The 15982-nt window shown below is 64.1% G+C and carries 13 protein-coding genes; all 13 read right to left on the bottom strand.

The window, feature by feature from the left end:
• Position 1: 1 nt before the first annotated feature.
• The 13 genes from NKI18_RS20740 to NKI18_RS20680 all read right to left on the bottom strand — a co-directional run bounded on the left by NKI18_RS20740 (position 2) and on the right by NKI18_RS20680 (position 15896).
• The gene (locus NKI18_RS20740; protein WP_352592539.1) at positions 2–946 is read right to left on the bottom strand and encodes an ABC transporter permease; all 945 of its coding nucleotides are present in this window, start codon (positions 944–946) and stop codon (positions 2–4) included.
• 53 nt (positions 947–999) lie between these two features.
• Entirely contained in the window at positions 1000–2520 is a 1521-nt protein-coding gene (locus NKI18_RS20735; RefSeq protein ID WP_352619292.1) for a sugar ABC transporter ATP-binding protein, read from the bottom strand.
• Between the two features lie 96 nt (positions 2521–2616).
• Positions 2617–3600, bottom strand: coding sequence for a substrate-binding domain-containing protein (locus NKI18_RS20730; RefSeq protein ID WP_023674245.1), 984 nt, complete (start codon positions 3598–3600; stop codon positions 2617–2619).
• Positions 3601–3630: 30 nt separating this feature from the next.
• Positions 3631–4407 (bottom strand): SDR family oxidoreductase, encoded by a 777-nt coding sequence (locus NKI18_RS20725; RefSeq protein WP_352619291.1) that lies wholly within the window; start codon positions 4405–4407, stop codon positions 3631–3633.
• 5 nt (positions 4408–4412) lie between these two features.
• Entirely contained in the window at positions 4413–5585 is a 1173-nt protein-coding gene (gene dgoD, locus NKI18_RS20720; RefSeq protein WP_352619290.1) for a galactonate dehydratase, read from the bottom strand.
• 205 nt (positions 5586–5790) lie between these two features.
• A complete protein-coding gene (locus NKI18_RS20715; RefSeq protein ID WP_353020342.1) occupies positions 5791–7296 on the bottom strand; it encodes an aldehyde dehydrogenase family protein in 1506 nt (501 codons plus the stop codon).
• Positions 7293–7781: a (2Fe-2S)-binding protein gene (locus tag NKI18_RS20710; protein WP_352455816.1), complete on the bottom strand. Its 489-nt coding sequence runs from the start codon at positions 7779–7781 to the stop codon at positions 7293–7295. The genes NKI18_RS20715 and NKI18_RS20710 overlap by 4 nt, the downstream gene beginning before the upstream one ends.
• Positions 7778–10927 (bottom strand): molybdopterin cofactor-binding domain-containing protein, encoded by a 3150-nt coding sequence (locus NKI18_RS20705; protein WP_352619288.1) that lies wholly within the window; start codon positions 10925–10927, stop codon positions 7778–7780. The genes NKI18_RS20710 and NKI18_RS20705 overlap by 4 nt, the downstream gene beginning before the upstream one ends.
• Complete coding sequence (locus tag NKI18_RS20700; RefSeq protein WP_353020340.1) at positions 10924–11790, bottom strand: aromatic ring-hydroxylating dioxygenase subunit alpha; 867 nt, start codon at positions 11788–11790, stop codon at positions 10924–10926. The genes NKI18_RS20705 and NKI18_RS20700 overlap by 4 nt, the downstream gene beginning before the upstream one ends.
• Positions 11791–11804: 14 nt before the next feature.
• On the bottom strand, positions 11805–13178 hold the full coding sequence (locus NKI18_RS20695) for an amidohydrolase family protein (RefSeq protein ID WP_352619286.1): 1374 nt from the start codon (positions 13176–13178) through the stop codon (positions 11805–11807).
• A 39-nt stretch (positions 13179–13217) separates the two neighbouring features.
• Positions 13218–14783: a GMC family oxidoreductase gene (locus tag NKI18_RS20690; protein ID WP_352619285.1), complete on the bottom strand. Its 1566-nt coding sequence runs from the start codon at positions 14781–14783 to the stop codon at positions 13218–13220.
• Positions 14784–14790: 7 nt separating this feature from the next.
• Positions 14791–15399, bottom strand: a complete 609-nt coding sequence (locus NKI18_RS20685) for a thiamine pyrophosphate-dependent enzyme (RefSeq protein WP_352619284.1) — start codon at positions 15397–15399, stop codon at positions 14791–14793.
• On the bottom strand, positions 15396–15896 hold the full coding sequence (locus tag NKI18_RS20680) for a thiamine pyrophosphate-binding protein (RefSeq protein WP_023674235.1): 501 nt from the start codon (positions 15894–15896) through the stop codon (positions 15396–15398). Before NKI18_RS20680 ends, NKI18_RS20685 begins: the two co-directional genes overlap by 4 nt.
• Between the last annotated feature and the right edge of the window lie 86 nt (positions 15897–15982).

Here is a 15982-nt window from a genome sequence, read left to right as displayed (position 1 = left end):
ATCATGTCCTGTTCAAGTGGTACTCGGCAATTACCACAGCAAGTATCAGCAGCGAGCCCTTGGCAAGCAACTGATAGAAGGTTGGCACGGACGTCAGTATCATTCCGTTGTTGAGGACGCCAATGATGGCGACGCCCAGCAGTGCGCCGACGATCGTGCCCTTGCCGCCCTGCAAGGCGCAGCCACCAAGAACGGCCGCTGTGATGGCCTCGAGTTCCAGGCCTTGGGATCCGGATACGGGCTGCCCGGAGCCGGTACGGGCAGCCAACAGAATCCCGGCCAATCCGGCCGCCACTCCACTCATGATGTAGATGCCGACGCGGTAGCGGTTGATGTTGATGCCGGAGAAGCGTGCGACAACGGGATTGCCGCCCAGGGCATAGATGTTGCGGCCAACGATCGAGCGGGCAAGGAAGAGATGGAACACGATCGCGGTCAGCAAGAGAATCCAGATCAGCAGAGGCAGGCCGAGGATTCGTCCGATCCCGATGAAGCGGAAAGTGTCGCTGAAAATCGCGATCGATTGCCCATCGGACATGATGAACGCGATGCCGCGGAAGATCGCCATCGTACCGAGAGTCGCGATGACAGCGTTGACCCGCCCATAGGTGATGATGATGCCGTTCACGAGGCCGGCAAGACCGCCCAGGACCAGGCCGGCAAGAATGCCCGCGGCGGGTGATCCGGTGGCCTGGATGGCCATTGCCGTCGATACTGTGGTCAGACCGACAATTGCGCCGACGGCAATATCGAGCCCTCCGGCGACAATAACCACGGTCTGGCTCATCGCCAGAACGCCCAGGATGGTAATGCCTAGACCGATGTTCAGCAGGTTTCGGCTGGAGAAGAACACGTCGCCTCTCAGGGTGCCGAAAATGAGCACGAGAATGGCGAGAGCAACAAGAAGGCTTATGTTGTGAATGCCGATGCGCTCTGCGATGCGCAAGGAAGCGCGCCTTTTGCCGGTTTGCGTTGTTGCTGTCCTGAGCTCAAGGCTGTTCACTGAATTTGTCCTCCAAGCGATGCTGCAGATTGAGGCATGGCATGTCTGAGGATCGTGGCCTCGTCGATGTCAGGGCGGGAAAGTTCGGCCGTGATCCGGCCTCCAGCCATAACAAGCACCCTGTCGGCCAGCCCGATCAGTTCCGGCATTTCCGAGGAAATCAGGATTATGCTGATGCCGCTGGCGGCGAGTTCGTCGATCAGGCGATAGATTTCCGCCTTGGCGCCGATGTCGATGCCGCGGGTCGGCTCGTCGAGGATGAGAAGCATCGGCTGCCGCGCAAGCCAGCGCGCGAGAACGACCTTCTGTTGGTTGCCACCCGATAATTTCGAAACCTGTTCGTCGAGGTTGGGCGCCTTGATCGACATCTTTGCTGCAAGCGGTGAGACGATCTCCAGTGCCTTGCGCCGGTTGAAGAAGCCGAAGGTCGACGTTCTGTCGGGCACGCAAAGCGAGGCGTTATCAAGAATGCTTCGGAACAACAGCAGCGCCTCGTGCTTGCGGTCTTCCGGGGCAAAGCCGATGCCCGACACGATCGCTGCATGCGGGCTGTTAGGGCCAACGGGCACACCATTCATCGTTATGGTTCCGTCGACGCGCCTATCATAGCCGACAATCGCCTTTGCCAGTTCGGATCGACCCGCACCCATAAGGCCGGCAATGCCGAGCACCTCGCCACGGCGGACCTTGAGGCTCACATCGGTGACGTGGTCGGTGGTCAGGCCCGTCACCTCCAGCAACGGTTGCCCCGATTGCCACGTCTCGCGCGTAAACAGATCGGCTATGTCGCGGCCCACCATGAGCTTGGCTATGGTCTGCTCGCTGGCACCGGCAGCGGGGGAATCATCGACCAGCCGGCCGTCCCGCAAAACGACAATGCGATCCGCAAGGTCGATGACCTCGTTCAGCCTGTGAGAGATGTAGACGATCGAAGTGCCCTCGCCGCGCAGCCGGCGAATTACTGAAAACAGACGGCGCGCTTCGTCGTCGGTCAGTGACGAGGTCGGCTCATCGAATGCGATCAGCCGGCCGCCGGCACGTATGGCGCGCATGATTTCGATCATCTGGCGCTGTGCCGGACCGAGTGTGCTGCAGAGTTGACGCGGCAGCATATCCTGCTGCATGCCGAAGGTCGCAAGCACCTTATCAGTCTGGTCCTCGAGCCTGTGCCAGTCGAGCAGGACGCCTGCCAGCCGCGGCAGTTCGCCGACGAAAATGTTCTCGGCCACGGTCAGGTTCGGAACGATCTCCGGCTCCTGATGGATGACGCGTATTCCGGCTCTGTGGCTGTCGCGCGGTTCGCTGAAAACGATCGGCGTGGAGCCATGCAGCACGGTGCCGGTGTCCGGTGCGAACACGCCCTCGAGAATTCGCATCATTGTCGACTTGCCGGCGCCATTCTCGCCAACCAGGGCAAGCACCTCTCCTGGCCGAAAGGCAATCGAGACATTGTCGAGCGCCTGCACGACGCCGAAGCACTTCGATATCCTGTCGAGCGAGAAGAAATCCGATTGCATCAAAAGCTCCTCCCGAGGATCGGTCCCGTGTGCCCGCCGACGAACTGCCGGCCCAAAGAGCGTCATGCGCACTGCGGCGCATGACGCATATCTGGTTCAGTGGCAGAGCTTGGCTTTGTAGTCCGACGCAAAATTGTCGGCGGTGATGTATTCCGGGTCAGTGAAGGATTGAACGGGAAGCTTCGTTCCGTCCTTGATGGAGGCCAAGAGAATCTTCACCGCCAGCGCGCCATGATTTTCCGAATTGAGCCACATCGTACCACGGAACGCCGAGGGCTTTCCGGATCCGAAGGCATCGCAGGCGCGGCTCCCGTCGATGCCGATCCCCATGCCCTGGTCTGCGGAATAGCCGGCATTCTCCAGTGCTCGCGCACCACCCAGCACGCCGTCATCGTTGCATGAATAGAATATCCAGTTCGTGACGCTGGGATTGGCCGTCAATGTGGTGGTCATCACATCGATGGCGTTGACCATCGTATTGTCGTAGGGGACGCGAACGATGCTGCCCGGCTTGAAATCGGGCACCGCCTTCAGGAACGCTTCTTCCGCGCCCTTGTTGCGCTGCATGCAGGTATCGGCCTTGCGGTCCTCGATCGAGGCGATGCGCACCTCTTTGCCCGCCCAGCCTTCAGCCTTGTAGAGCTTGGCAAGCTCTTCGCCCACCCGCGCACCGATATTGTAAGCATTCATGCCGACATAGGGGACCTGGGTGCCATCCTGGTAGTAGATATCGTCGTCCACCGCCACCAAGGGAATTTTTGCGGCCTTTGCTTTCTCCGCGATGACCGGTCCCAGCGCCTTGTCGGGGACAACGATGGCGATGCCTTTCACGCCATCGCCGACCATCGTATCGAAGGTCGTGATCGTCAAATTGGCGTCGAACTGAACGTCCTGCGACACGAACGCGGCCCCTGCCGCCTCAGCCGCTTTCTTGGCGCCGCCGACTTCGGCGACAAACCATGGATGGTCTCCCATCTTGTTGATGTAGCCGATCTTGATGTCGTCTGCGCTTGCTGCGCCACTCATCAGTCCGGCAGCCAGTACCGCAAATGTCGCCAAAGCCTTTGTTGTGGTTTTCATGAAGATCCTCCCTGAGCTCAATGGTGGTTGCTAGTCGTGGTAGAGAACCGAGCGCCCACCATCGATGGTGATCGTCTCGGCATTTATGAACGGCGCTTCGTCCGAAGCGAGGAAAACCGCCGTCATTGCAACCTCGTCCGGCCGGCCAATTCGCTTGGGCGGATGGAGGTCGTAGGCTCGCCGCTTCTCCTCGGCGGGGTTCGGGAATGTGTTCCAGTAGGCTTCCGCGATTGGCGCCTCGATATAGCCGGGGGCGATCGCGTTCACCCGGATACCGCGTGCGGCATATTCGATGGCCAACGAACGGGTCAGGCCCAAAAGTGCATGCTTGGCGACCGGATACGGAAACGTATGGGGAATGATCTGGAAGGCGTGACAGCTCGCTATGTTGACGATGGACCCCGAGCCCTTCGCCAGCATCGTCGGCAAAACCGCCTTGGCGCAGAACCACGCGGCCTGGAGGTCGAGCTTGAGGCAGCGCTCCCATTCCTCATCCGGCATCATCAGTGGTTCGTAGAAGACGTTGGCACCGGCATTGTTGACCAGAATGTCGACGCCGCCATAGGCCGTGATCGTCCGCGCGATCATGTCCGCGACTGCGGATGCGTCGGTGACGTCCGTCTCGATGAACAGGGCGTCCGCGCCCTGGGCACGCAATTCGTCGGCGATCGCTTTGCCGCTTGCCGCATTCAGTTCGGCAATGACGGTCTTTGCCCCATGCATCGCAAAAGCCCGGGCGGTGGCGGCACCGATGCCTTGGCCGGCGCCCGTGATGATTGCGATCTTTCCTTGCAGCCGGCTTGCCATTGCATTCACCAGTCAACCACGGTGCCGTCCGGCATGACGGCATTGCGGGCATGCAGCACTTCCTGCTTAAAGGGGTGACGCGCGATGACGTCCTCATTGACGGTGACGCCAAGGCCCGGCAGTTCGGGCAGGTCCCAGCGGCCTGGTTTACGCCGAATTGGCCAGGTAACGACCTCGTCGTACCAGGCGACGGCACCGGACATCTCCTCCTGAATGACGACGTTTGGCGTCGATATGCCGAAGTGAAGAGCAGCGACGCCAGCGATCGGACCGAGCGGGTTGTGCGGCGCAAGGCCGATGCCTGCCGTTTCCGCCATGGCCGCGATCTTCTTTGTCTCCAGCAGACCGCCAGTGTGGCAGATATCAGGCTGGGCAATGTTGAAGGCACGGGCTGCGATCGAGTGCGTGAATTCGCGACGTCCGATCAGCCGCTCGCCGGAAGCGATCGGCACGGCCGATCGCGCCGTGATATGCGCCAGTCCGGCAACATCTTCGGGCGGCACGGGTTCTTCCGCGAACATGATGCGGGCCGGCTCGATTGCTCTGAGGTAATCCATCGCAGCGTTAACGGATGCAGGGCGTCCATGGAAATCGACCATGATGTCGATGTCCGGACCTATGGCCTTGCGAAGTGAGCCAACCATGTTGGCGACAGAATCAACGGCTTTCGCAGGCGATACGTAGTGGGTGTAGGGAATGCAGACGACCTTGACCGCATCGTAGCCTGCTTGCGTCACGATGCGTCCGCGTTCCACGATGGCATCCGCGGATCCGGTCTCATAGACCGCTTTCATGTCCCCGAGGCCGAGATGCGTATAGGTGCGCAGATAGTCGCGGACCTGACCGCCCAAAAGGCGCCAGACGGGGACGCCCAATGACTTGCCCAGGATGTCCCAGAGCGCGATCTCGATGCCGCTGACGGCGGACATTCCCTCGACGCCGAGACGCCAAAATCCGTGGCGCGTAAGTATCTGGTAGCACTGCTCCACGTTGCGCGGATCTTGCCCGATGAGCAGGGCCTCAAGGTCCTGAAGCGCCCCAACGACGGCTCTGGTCTTCCATTCCAGCGTTGCCTCACCCCAGCCAAACAGGCCTGGCTCGTCGGTTTCGACGCGAACGAAGACCCAGTTGCGCATTTCCGCATTGCAGACGCGCGCCTTGATGGCCGTGATTTTCATTGGTCCTCCCAGACCTGCCGTCTTTTTTCGAAGGCGATATGTATGATTTATGGATAATATGGACGAGTCAAGCGCAACGTCGATGTGGACCAAGGCCGTCAAGGAACTGGTCCTCAGGAGGATCCGAGCAATTGTCGATCAATCCTTGTCCGCCGATGGAAGGGCTGTCAGCCGCCGATCCGCGAACATCGCGGAAAAGGCGCGGCTAAATCACCGCGCAGACTGTTTTCGTCTCGAGATAGTTCTCCAGGCCTGGTGCGCCGTTCTCATAGCCCCAACCGGATTGCTTGTGGCCGCCCTTCGGCAATTCCGGCGAGAAGTAGGAATGGCAATTGATCCAGACGGTGCCCGACCGGATACGTGCGGCAAGGCGATGCGCAGCGGAAAGGTCGCGGGTCCAGACGCTTGCGGCGAGGCCGTAGGGCGAATCGTTCGCATGGCTGATCGCCTCCGCAACATCGTCGAACGGTGTCACGGCAACGACGGGGCCGAAGATTTCCTCGCGCATCATGCGCATGTCAGGCCGTACGCCGGTAACCACGGTCGGCTCGAAGAAGTTGTCGAAGCGCCGGCCGCCGGCGATTATCTCGGCGCCGCTGGAAACACCATCGCCGACATAGAAGGCGACGCGCGCGGCCTGGGTCCCGTTGACCAGCGGACCAAGGTCGGCATCCGGGTAAAGCCCGTGTCCGAGACGCAGCTTTCGCGCCTCCCCTGCCAGGCCCTCCACCAGACGGTCGTAGATCGAGCGATGCGCATAGACACGCGAGCCGGCGACACAGACCTGGCCGGCATTGGCGAAGATCCCCCGCGCCACTCCGGGGATTGCGAGCCCCATGTCGGCATCCGGCATGATGATGGCCGGCGACTTGCCGCCCAGTTCGAGCGTCAGTTTCTTCAGATTGCCGCGCGCTGCGGAGACGATCATCTTTCCGACTTCCGTCGAACCGGTGAAGGCGACTTTATCGACATCGGGGTGTGCGGTTAGCGCCGCGCCCACAGTTTCACCGAGACCGGTCACGATGTTGACGACGCCGTCCGGCAAGCCGGCTTCGATCATCAGTTCACCAAGCCGCAGCGCGGTGAGCGACGTTTCCTCAGCCGGCTTGAGCACGATCGCACAGCCGGCCGCAAGCGCCGGGGCGAGCTTCATCGAGGCCATGAGCAGCGGCGAATTCCATGGCGTTATGGCCGCCACAACACCGATCGGCTCGCGCACCGTATAGGCGAAAATCTTCCTGCCTGCCGGCTGATGGCCGATGGAGGTGGGAATTGTCGTGCCGAGGATTTTCGTGGCAAAACCGGCAAAATAGCGGAACTGCTCGGCCGAGGCGGGAATCTCGGCGAAGCGTGAGGTCTTCAGCGACTTTCCTTGGTCAAGCGTCTCGAGTTCTGCAAGCTCATCGGCATGGCGTTCAATCAGGTCGGCGATGCGCCATAGCAGCTTGCCGCGTGCCGACGGTGTCATGTCGCGCCAGCTCTCGCCCTCGAAAGCAGCACGCGCCGCAGCAACGGCGCGGCCGGCGTCATCGGCTGTGCCTTGCGCCAGCAGCGCGAGCGTGTCGCCATTCGCAGGATCGGTCGCGGGCAAGGTTGCGCCATCGCTGGCGTCGCACCAGCCGCCGCCGATCAGGTGCTGCATTCTAGGTTTGGCCAGGAACGCCTTGACGCCTTCGTGCCTGGGTTCGCCGTTTCGAATGGTGATCGTCATGTCCGCATCCCGCGACCGAGTGCCTCGACCGCCGCGAGAGCACCGCGGATGATGGAATGATAGCCCGTGCAGCGACAGATGTTGCCTTCGAGCGCGGCGCGGATCTGGGACTCGTCGGGAGCCGGGTTCTCGCGCAGCAGCGCGGTCAGCGCGACAGTGAAGCCGGGTGCGCAGTAGCCGCACTGGAAGGCGTTTTCGGCCGCAAGAATCTCGCGCAGGACGGCGGCTTCGGGAAGGTCGTCGAAACCTTCCGGGGTGATGATGGTGGCGCCGTCGAGTTGCCACGACATGAGCAAGCAAGCATTGACGGCGCGATCGTCCATCAGCACGGAACAGGCGCCGCAGCGACCGATGCCGCAAGCCTTCTTGGCGGCGGTCATGCCGAGATGATCGCTCAGCAGGTCGATCAGGCGCAACTCGGCGGGCACGGCCAGCGCCTGGCGGCAGCCGTTGAGGTCAAAGGCGATCTCGATGTCGGCGCTCACGCCGCAATCCCCTGCAAGGCGTCGAGCACCCATTCAGGATCGACCGGGATGCGCTCGGGCCAAACGCCTATGGCGTCCGCAATCGCGTTGACGATGGCTGGGGTCACGGCGCCGATGCCAAGCTCGCCTGCCCCGCGAGGCCCAAACGGGTCGCACTTGTCGAGATCCTCCAACGCGAAGGTCGTGTGGCTTTCCGGCGCGTCGGCAATGCTTGGCAGCATGTAGAAATCGAGGTTGCCGGCAAGATACCGGCCATCCCGCATGGCCGCGTCCTCGGTGAGGGTGAAGCCCAGCCCCTGGACGCTGCCGCCTTCGATCTGGCCGAGATAGGCGGCGGGATCGAGCATCGGTCCGGCTGCGGTGTGCTGGTGGAGATCGAGCACGCGTACCTGTCCGGTGATGCGGCTGACGGCAACGCGCGCCAGTGTCGCGCCGAAGGCAAAGATCAGGCGTGCATTGCGCTCCAGATAGTCCGATTTCGGAAACTCGAAGCTGGCTGCGGCAGAGGGCAGGTTTTCCGGAGGCAGCGCCTCGGCAAGCTCGGCGAAACTCATCAACAATGCGCTGCTGTTGGAATGTCGCTCGACGATGCCGCCGGGTGCCAGTGCCAGCGTGCCGGCATCGCGGCCAAGCAACTGGCCGGCTGCGGCCAGCAGATCGCGCGCAAAAGGTGGCGCCGCGACTGCCGCGACCCGCCAGACCACGTGAGTGCCCCGCGAGGCGGTAGAGGAACCGGATTCGGGCGTCGCGGCCGTATCGCCCGTGATCGGCCGGACATCGTCGCGGCCGCAGCCGAGCGCACTGGCGACCGCGGCCGTCACCGAGGTGAGCAGGCCCTGCCCCATCTCGTCCAAGCCATAGAGAGCTTCGATCATACCGTCCGGAGCCAGGCGCAACGCGCCTCCGGCCGGGTCCGGCGGCAGCGTGCCTAGTCCGTTGCCTTGATAGTTCATCGCCATCCCGACGCCGATCGTCTCATAGCCGTCGAACGACGGACCGCGCGGCTTAGCCCAGATCGGATCGGCGGCGGCGGCTTGCAGCATCTCGGCCAGGCGTTCAGACGGCGCGACCTGCTGGCCGAGATAGCCCGGCGTGCCAGGCTCGCGCAGATTGCGGCGCCGTATCTCCACAATGTCAATGCTGGCGGCTTCGGCCAGCCGGTCGAGCTGGCACTCGACCGCGAAAGCCATCTGGTTGGCGCCGAAGCCGCGAAACGCGCCGCCGACGCCGTTGTTGGTATAGGCGAGCCGGCCTGAGCTGAGGACGTTGCCGACGACATAAGGCCCGCAGGCGTGTTCGAGCGCCGTCTCAAGCACGCCCGGGCCGAGCGACGCATAGGCGCCGGCATCCGCGATCACGTCCACCTGCTGGGCGAGCAGCCGACCCTCGGCGTCGCTGGCGGTGCGCATGTGGATGCGCATGGCATTGCGCTTGGTGCCCGCGATGACGGATTCCGCTCGGTCGAGATGCAGCCGCACGGCGCGTCCGGTCTTCAGCGCCAGCAGCGCCAAGGCCGGCTGCACGGTCAGCTCATCCTTGCCGCCGAAAGCACCGCCAGTCGGGCTGGTGACCACCCGTATCTGCTCTTCCGGCAGACCGAGGATGCGCGAGAGTTGCATACGGTCGCGCCGGCCATGCTGCCCACCGGCAAAGACGTTCAGCGTGCCATCCGCACCGAGGAAAGCATACCCGCCCTCCGTCTCCATAAAGCCGTGCATCTGGCGTGGCGTTTCGTAGACAGCCTCGACGATATGAGCCGCCTTGGCGAAAGCCGCGGCGGCATCGCCACGCGTGAACTCGAACCTGCACTGCAGATTGCCGGAGGCGTGGACCGGCTCCGCTCCAGCGGCGAGCGCCTGTTCAGGATCGTCCACGGCTGGCAGTGGCTCGTATTCGACCCTGATGAGAGCAAGCGCGAGTTCGGCCGTCTGCGTGTCAACGGCGGCAACAGCAGCAACCGCGTCGCCGACATAGCGGACCTTGTCGAAGCACAGTGCCGGCTGATCTTGCACGACAATACCGAAGGCATTGCTGCCGGCAATGTCGCGGTGCGTGACAACCGCTGCGACTCCTGGCAGCGCCTCGGCCGCGCTCGTATCGATGGAAACGATCCTTGCATGGGGAATGCCGGCGCGCCGAATGCGCCCGACCAGCATACCGGGCTCGCGATGGTCGGTCAGGTATTCGAGCCGGCCGGCGATTTTCGGCGCGCCGTCCGGCCGCTGGTACCAGCGCGAGCCGGTTTGCGACCGGGACACAAGAACCTCGGCAGGCGGCTTTCCGGACGGCACGGTCCGCCGGCGCGGCGAATGTGCTCCTTGGGACAACTTGCCGCCGAGCCCGAAGACCAGCGCATTCGCCGCGACACTGCGCCGATAACGGCCGGACCCCCACGAATCGTCGATCGCCGGCGCCCCTTCGAGAATTGCGGCGTGCAGCTCGGCCCAATCGATCTCTTGGAGGCGCCGGCCGATGAGCAGCGCTTCGGCGTGGCCGAGACGGGCTGCTTCCCCGCCGCCGCTGGCCGCGAGCCGCGCGATCGTGACACGATCGTCCGCCGTTTCGATCAACCCGGCGACACCGGCCACGCTTGGGGTGAAGGCGGCGCGCAGGCCGACTTTGCGATGGGTCCAGCGGGCGGCGGTTGGCTGCGGTGGAACAATGACCGTCTCAATAGGGCCCGCTGACGGTGCGTCGGCCAACCATTGCGCGAGCGGCACGACGGCGCGCCCAGCCGGTGAGACGATCCCCAGCTTCGCGTCGATCGCGAGCAGGGCCGGCAGAAGGCAACCCGTGCGCCCCGCGACGTTTCCGCCCAGCGTTGCGAGATTGCGGACGGCGGGTCCCGCCGTGGCGCGGACGGCGGCTGCGAGCAGCGGCAAAGTCTCGCCTATCGCCCGGTCACGCTCCAAGGCACCCAGGGACGTCAGTGCGCCGATGCGGAAGCCGTCGCCGGCCGGCTGGATGCCCTTCAGGCCAGCGATACGGCCGATACTGACAAGGCGCCGCGGCTTTGGCAGGCCCTTCGCCCAGCCGAGTTGCAGCGCCGTGCCCCCGGCGACCAGTTGCGACGCGCCCTCGCCTGCCAATGACAGCGCCTCGGCAACGGAGATCGGGCGAAGCACCTGGAGACCCGGCTCGGTCATGTGGCTCCGGCGGCCGTGCCGAAACGGATGCCCCTTTCCTTCAGCCAGCGGCGGTAGGCGATGGAGGACCCGTCGGCGCGGGTCGGGATTTCCATCCGCGGCTCGAGCGGAAGGCGCAGCGGCCGCTGGTTCTCCACGATGATCCGGTCTTGCAGGAAGATGACCTGTTCGAAGTTGAGCAACGCCGTCTGCGTCGAAGCGGAGTCGACCAGATACATGACCGGCTGGGCGCGGCAGAGGTCTTCCTCGATGGGCTGAATGAACAGCGCGATCGCGTCGAGCCGGTCCGGCGCCACGGGGCACACGCGATAGAGCATCACCACGAATGGGCTCGGCACGCGAAAGGTCAGATGCACGAACGCGCCGGAGCTTTCCGTGGCGGCGATGCGCGGCTGGAAGAACGTGCAGTTGGTCGCCCAGACCTCGTCCACGTCGCGACGGATCTCGCTCAGATAGGCCGGCACCTCCGTGTGCGGCTCCGAGCCGAGAATGTCGGTATGCACGAAGGGGAAATGCGCCATGTCGAGGAAGTTCTCCACGACACGCAAACCCGAAGCCCGCATCATCACCCAGCCGCAGGGCACGTAGCGCCGGTCGGGCTCCGATGCCTCGGCGATCTCGAAGATTTCCTTCCCGGGCTCGCCCAGCGTGGTCCAGACGCAGCCGTAGCGCTGCCGGACGGGCAGCGCGGGGCCGCGGCCGCCGTCGTCCAGGACCTCCCGGACGGTAATTGCGCCCGCGGCGTCACGGACCAGTTCGATGTCCTGTCCGAGCAGCCGCGTGCGGCTTGGCGCGCCACCTAGATCGGCCGCCGTCTCCACCGCGTACCAGTCGTCCAGTGCCGCCTTGTCCGTCGTCTTCATGACCGGGGCTCGCCTTATTGGGTCCACTGCAGGCTGCCGCCGGAATTCTCGGCGAGGAAGGCGGCGCGCCGGGCGAACAGGCCAGGTGCGACGCGATGGATTTCGGCAATGATCTCGCGCAGGTCGCCGGTGCGCAGCACGCCGTGCTCGACGAGGATCTCGCCATCGACCATCGTCAGGGACACGTCGCTGCCGCGCACGGCGTGGACGAGATTGTGGTGGAGATTGAAATAGGGTCCGTCGCGGAAGACCGGCGTCATGCGCGGCGTATCGGTGCGGACCGCGATGATGTCGGCACGCTTGCCGACCTCGATCGAGCCGATCTCATGATCGAGGCCGATCGCCTTTGCACCAAGGATCGTGGCCATGCGCAGCACCTGCCAGCTATCCATTGCGGCGGCGTCGCGGTCCTTCAGCTTGCCTAGCAACGAAGCCACCTTCATCTCTTCGAACATGTCGAAATTGTTGTTCTCCTTCTCGCCGTCCGTGCCGATGCCAACCGACACGCCGGCCTTCAGCATCTCGGCCACCAGCGCGATGCCGCTCGCCAGCTTCATGTTGGAAACAGGGTTGTGGGCGACCGAGACGCGGCGCTTCGAAATAAGCTCGATCTCGTCCCGGTCGAGCCAGACGGCGTGGGCGATCATGGCGCGCGGCGTTTCGAAGAAGCCAAGGTCATCCAGCGCGAACATCGGGCGTTTGCCGTAACGCCGCTCAAATTCCGCGATCTCGATCTCAGCCTCGCTGCAATGGGTGTGGAAGCCGGTCTCGTATTTCCTTGCGAGGTCGATCGCCCGGCGCTGGCCGGCCTCGTCCGCATAGAACAGATGCTCCAGCCCGACCCACACATTGATGCGCCCGCCCGCCTTGCGGTGCCAGCCTTCGATCATCGCCTCGTTCATGTCGAGCGTGTCAAAGTAGTCGTAGTCCGGATGCTCGCCGACATAAGGCACGGCGATGAGGCGGTTGCCGATCGCCTCGGCCGCCCTGGCGCTGCCCTCCATGAAACGCCACATGTCGACGACGGTCGTCGTGCCGCCGAGCACGGATTCCGCGTAGCAGAGCCACGACGCCGCCTCGGCCTCGTGTGGCTGCAGCACGCGATGCATCGGATTGATATGGAGCGTCAGCCAGTCCCAGACCGGCAGGTGCTCCGCCGTGCCGCGCAGGAAACCGGAATGCGCATGCGCGTTGACCAGCCCGGGCAAAAGCACCGCATTGTCGAGCTTCTTCACGGCTACGGCCGGATGAAGGGCGCGCAATGCAGCTAGTGCGCTGACCGCGGCGATACGACCATCCTCGACCAGCACGGCGCCGTCGGGCAACACGTGATTATCTTGATCCATGGTGAGCAGCGTGTCGGCAGCGAGGATGAGGCCTTGGGTCATCGCGGGTACTCCGTGTGCGGTCCGTCGGTCATGACGTCCTCAAGCTGCAGCGAGCAGGAAATCGGCGGCACGCTCGCCGATCATCGTAGCGGGCGCGTGGGTGTTGCAGGTCGGGATCGTCGGGATCACCGAGGCGTCGGCGATATGCAGCCCATCCAGCCCGTGCACGGCGAGGCGGCTGTCGACGACGGCCATTGCGTCGTCGCCCATCTTGGCTGTTCCGCAGGTGTGGAAGAACGTCGAGCACGCCTCGCGGATGAAGGCGATTGTCTCGGTGCGGGTCAGTCGGCGGTCAGGTGCGGCAAAGTTGCGGAAGACACCGGCGTTCGCCTTTGCAGCCGCCATCTCCATCACCATCTCGACCGCAGTGACCATGGCGTCGAGGTCTTCCGGTTCCGCCAGAAAGTTCGGTTGGATTTCGAGCGGCCCGCCGGGCTTGCCATTGAGCAACTTCAGGTGCCCGACGCTCTTCGAGCGCATGAGACCCGCACCGAAGGAAAAGACATCGCCGGATACATCGTAGCGCGCGCGTATCGCAGGTTCGGCGCTGTTGCCCTGGACCGGGAAGGCGTGGAGGTCGGACTGCGGCAGATCCAGCCGCGACTTCCAGTTGACCATCGAGCCGCCGCCATTGCCCACCATTGGTCCGATCGGTCGTTTCGCGCGGAAGACGCAGGCCTGCGCCAGCGGATGGTCCTGAAGGTTCCGGCCGACGCCCGGCAGAGCGCAAACGACTGCGATGCCAAGACGCTTCAGCTCGACCGGATCGCCGATGCCCGACAGCATCAGCATGCGCGGAGTGTCGATGGCCCCGGCCGCGAGCACCACGCTCTCGCGAGCGCGTGTTTCGCGGATTTCGCCACCGACGAGGTGCTTGACCGCGACGCATCGGCTGCCTTCGACCGTCAGGCCGATGGCCGCGGAACCGGTCAGCACCGTCAGCGTCGGGTGATCGAGGATCGGCACGAGATAGCCCGTCGCCGAACTCCAGCGCTTACCGTCGCAGATGTTGAAATTCGCGACAGCAGCCCCCTCGTTGCTGGCGCCATTAGGGTCATCGATCACCCGGATGCCGATCTCGTCCGCGCCGTCGATCAGCGCCTGCGCGACCGGGTGCAGCATCGCCGGCCGTTCGATACGGAGCGGACCGCCCGCACCGCGAAACTCGCTTGCGCCGTCGCGCCAGTCCTCGCAGCGCCGGAAATAGGGCAGCACGTCGGCGAAGCTCCAGCCCTTCGCGCCGCCGGCTTCCCAGGCATCGTAGTCATTCGGATGGCCGCGATACCACACCATCGCGTTGACGGCGCTTGAGCCGCCCAGCACGCGGCCGCGCGGGATGCCGATGGTACGGCCGTTCACGCGCGATGTCGGAGCGTAGTCATAGCCCCAGTCATAGGTGCCGCGGCCGAGCGGCACCCACTGGCCGGGGTCGTCGATCTTTGCGACCCCAAGACCCGCCGGACCGGCCTCGATCAAGAGGACGTCCGCACCGGCGTCGACCAGCCGTCGCGTCACCGCGCAGCCGCCGGAACCCGAGCCGACCACGATATAGTCGTAGCCGGACTTGAGCGCGCGTCGGGGGATGACGGATCGGATGGCGCCCATGGTTTCGTCAGTTGTGCTCGCTCGGGCCCATGATGACGATGCCTTCGCTCGCCTCGACGTGGCGGACGAAGATATACTTGTCCTCGCGGCCGTCACTGTGCTTGCGCTTGATGTCCGGCTGGACCGTTCCCGAGACCTTGGCGACCAACATATAGGGCGCATCTACGGCGAGCCCCCTTGCGCAATGCGCGTCGAACTCCTCCACCGTGCGCGCCGTATGGGCATTCTCGATGCCGGCGCCGCGCGCGATCGCGGCAAGGTCGACACGGCCCAGCGCCGTGTGGGTCGGCGGACCGCCGATCGACTGGTAGCACTCATTGTCCCAGACCACGACGAAGAGGTTCTTCGGCTGCTCGTTTCCGAGCGTGGCCAGGATGCCCAGGTTGAAGAGCAGGCCGCCATCCGTATCGAGCGAAATGACGCGGCGGTGCGGCAGGCCGGCGGCGAGCCCGAAGGCCTGCGGCGTGACGCAGCCGAGTTGCTGCTGGAACAGGCTCGCCTCGCGCATATGCGGCGCGGCGTTGTACCACTCGTCGACGCTGCCGCCGAGCGAAAGGATCACCAGCTCATCCTTCAGCCGCGCGGCAAGCGCCTTCATGCAGTCGAAGCGTTTCATCGCACCACCTCGCCGCCGAGCGCCACGGCCGAATGGTAGTAGGACGCATAAGACCAGGAATAGGCGTCAACGATGGCGCGCTCGATCTTCGCCTCCTCGGTGACGATCCGGTACGGCACGCGTAGCGCGTTCAGCACCGGCTCCATGGTGATGCCATGCGGAATAGCCCACCAGTTGTTCTCTCCGAGCTCGCCGCGATAGCTCATCAGCATCACGACCGGGATGCCGGCTCCAAGGCCCATGCGGGCCAGCGGCTCGACCGAGGCGCGCAAGCCGGAATTTTCCATGACCAGCGCCGCGCGCTTGCCCGACAGGAAGACCCCGCCGCAGATCGCCGCGCCCTCACCCTCGTTGGTGACGCGGATCGTGCGGATATCCGGATCAGCATCAAGGGCCGGGTAGAGCTCCTTGAACAGCGAATCGGGCAGGTAGCAGACGATGCTCACTCCCGCCCGCTTAAGCCCCCGAATGACCGCGTCGACCGCACTCTGCTTCATGACATCCCCTTCGGCCGGGAAGTCTCGCAAAGCTCAGTTGTTCGAGATAGGGACAAATTACTCTCTTTATCGATGCGCAAAATGCA

This window comes from Mesorhizobium sp. M0800 (assembly GCF_040320095.1).
In the GTDB taxonomy this organism is placed as follows: Bacteria; Pseudomonadota; Alphaproteobacteria; order Rhizobiales; family Rhizobiaceae; genus Mesorhizobium.
Note: the sequence above shows the minus strand (reverse complement) of the source record. Positions and strands in the feature narration are given on the sequence as shown.

Excerpts from the sequence above, each read along its gene's own strand:
- NKI18_RS20715 (WP_353020342.1), bottom strand. The coding sequence starts at position 7,296 with ATGACGATCACCATTCGAAACGGCGAACCCAGGCACGAAGGCGTCAAG.
- NKI18_RS20735 (WP_352619292.1), bottom strand. The coding sequence starts at position 2,520 with ATGCAATCGGATTTCTTCTCGCTCGACAGGATATCGAAGTGCTTCGGC.
- dgoD (WP_352619290.1), bottom strand. The coding sequence starts at position 5,585 with ATGAAAATCACGGCCATCAAGGCGCGCGTCTGCAATGCGGAAATGCGC.
- NKI18_RS20685 (WP_352619284.1), bottom strand. The coding sequence starts at position 15,399 with ATGAAACGCTTCGACTGCATGAAGGCGCTTGCCGCGCGGCTGAAGGAT.
- NKI18_RS20725 (WP_352619291.1), bottom strand. The coding sequence starts at position 4,407 with ATGGCAAGCCGGCTGCAAGGAAAGATCGCAATCATCACGGGCGCCGGC.
- NKI18_RS20680 (WP_023674235.1), bottom strand. The coding sequence starts at position 15,896 with ATGAAGCAGAGTGCGGTCGACGCGGTCATTCGGGGGCTTAAGCGGGCG.
- NKI18_RS20730 (WP_023674245.1), bottom strand. The coding sequence starts at position 3,600 with ATGAAAACCACAACAAAGGCTTTGGCGACATTTGCGGTACTGGCTGCC.
- NKI18_RS20700 (WP_353020340.1), bottom strand. The coding sequence starts at position 11,790 with ATGAAGACGACGGACAAGGCGGCACTGGACGACTGGTACGCGGTGGAG.
- NKI18_RS20695 (WP_352619286.1), bottom strand. The coding sequence starts at position 13,178 with ATGACCCAAGGCCTCATCCTCGCTGCCGACACGCTGCTCACCATGGAT.
- NKI18_RS20690 (WP_352619285.1), bottom strand. The coding sequence starts at position 14,783 with ATGGGCGCCATCCGATCCGTCATCCCCCGACGCGCGCTCAAGTCCGGC.
- NKI18_RS20705 (WP_352619288.1), bottom strand. The coding sequence starts at position 10,927 with ATGACCGAGCCGGGTCTCCAGGTGCTTCGCCCGATCTCCGTTGCCGAG.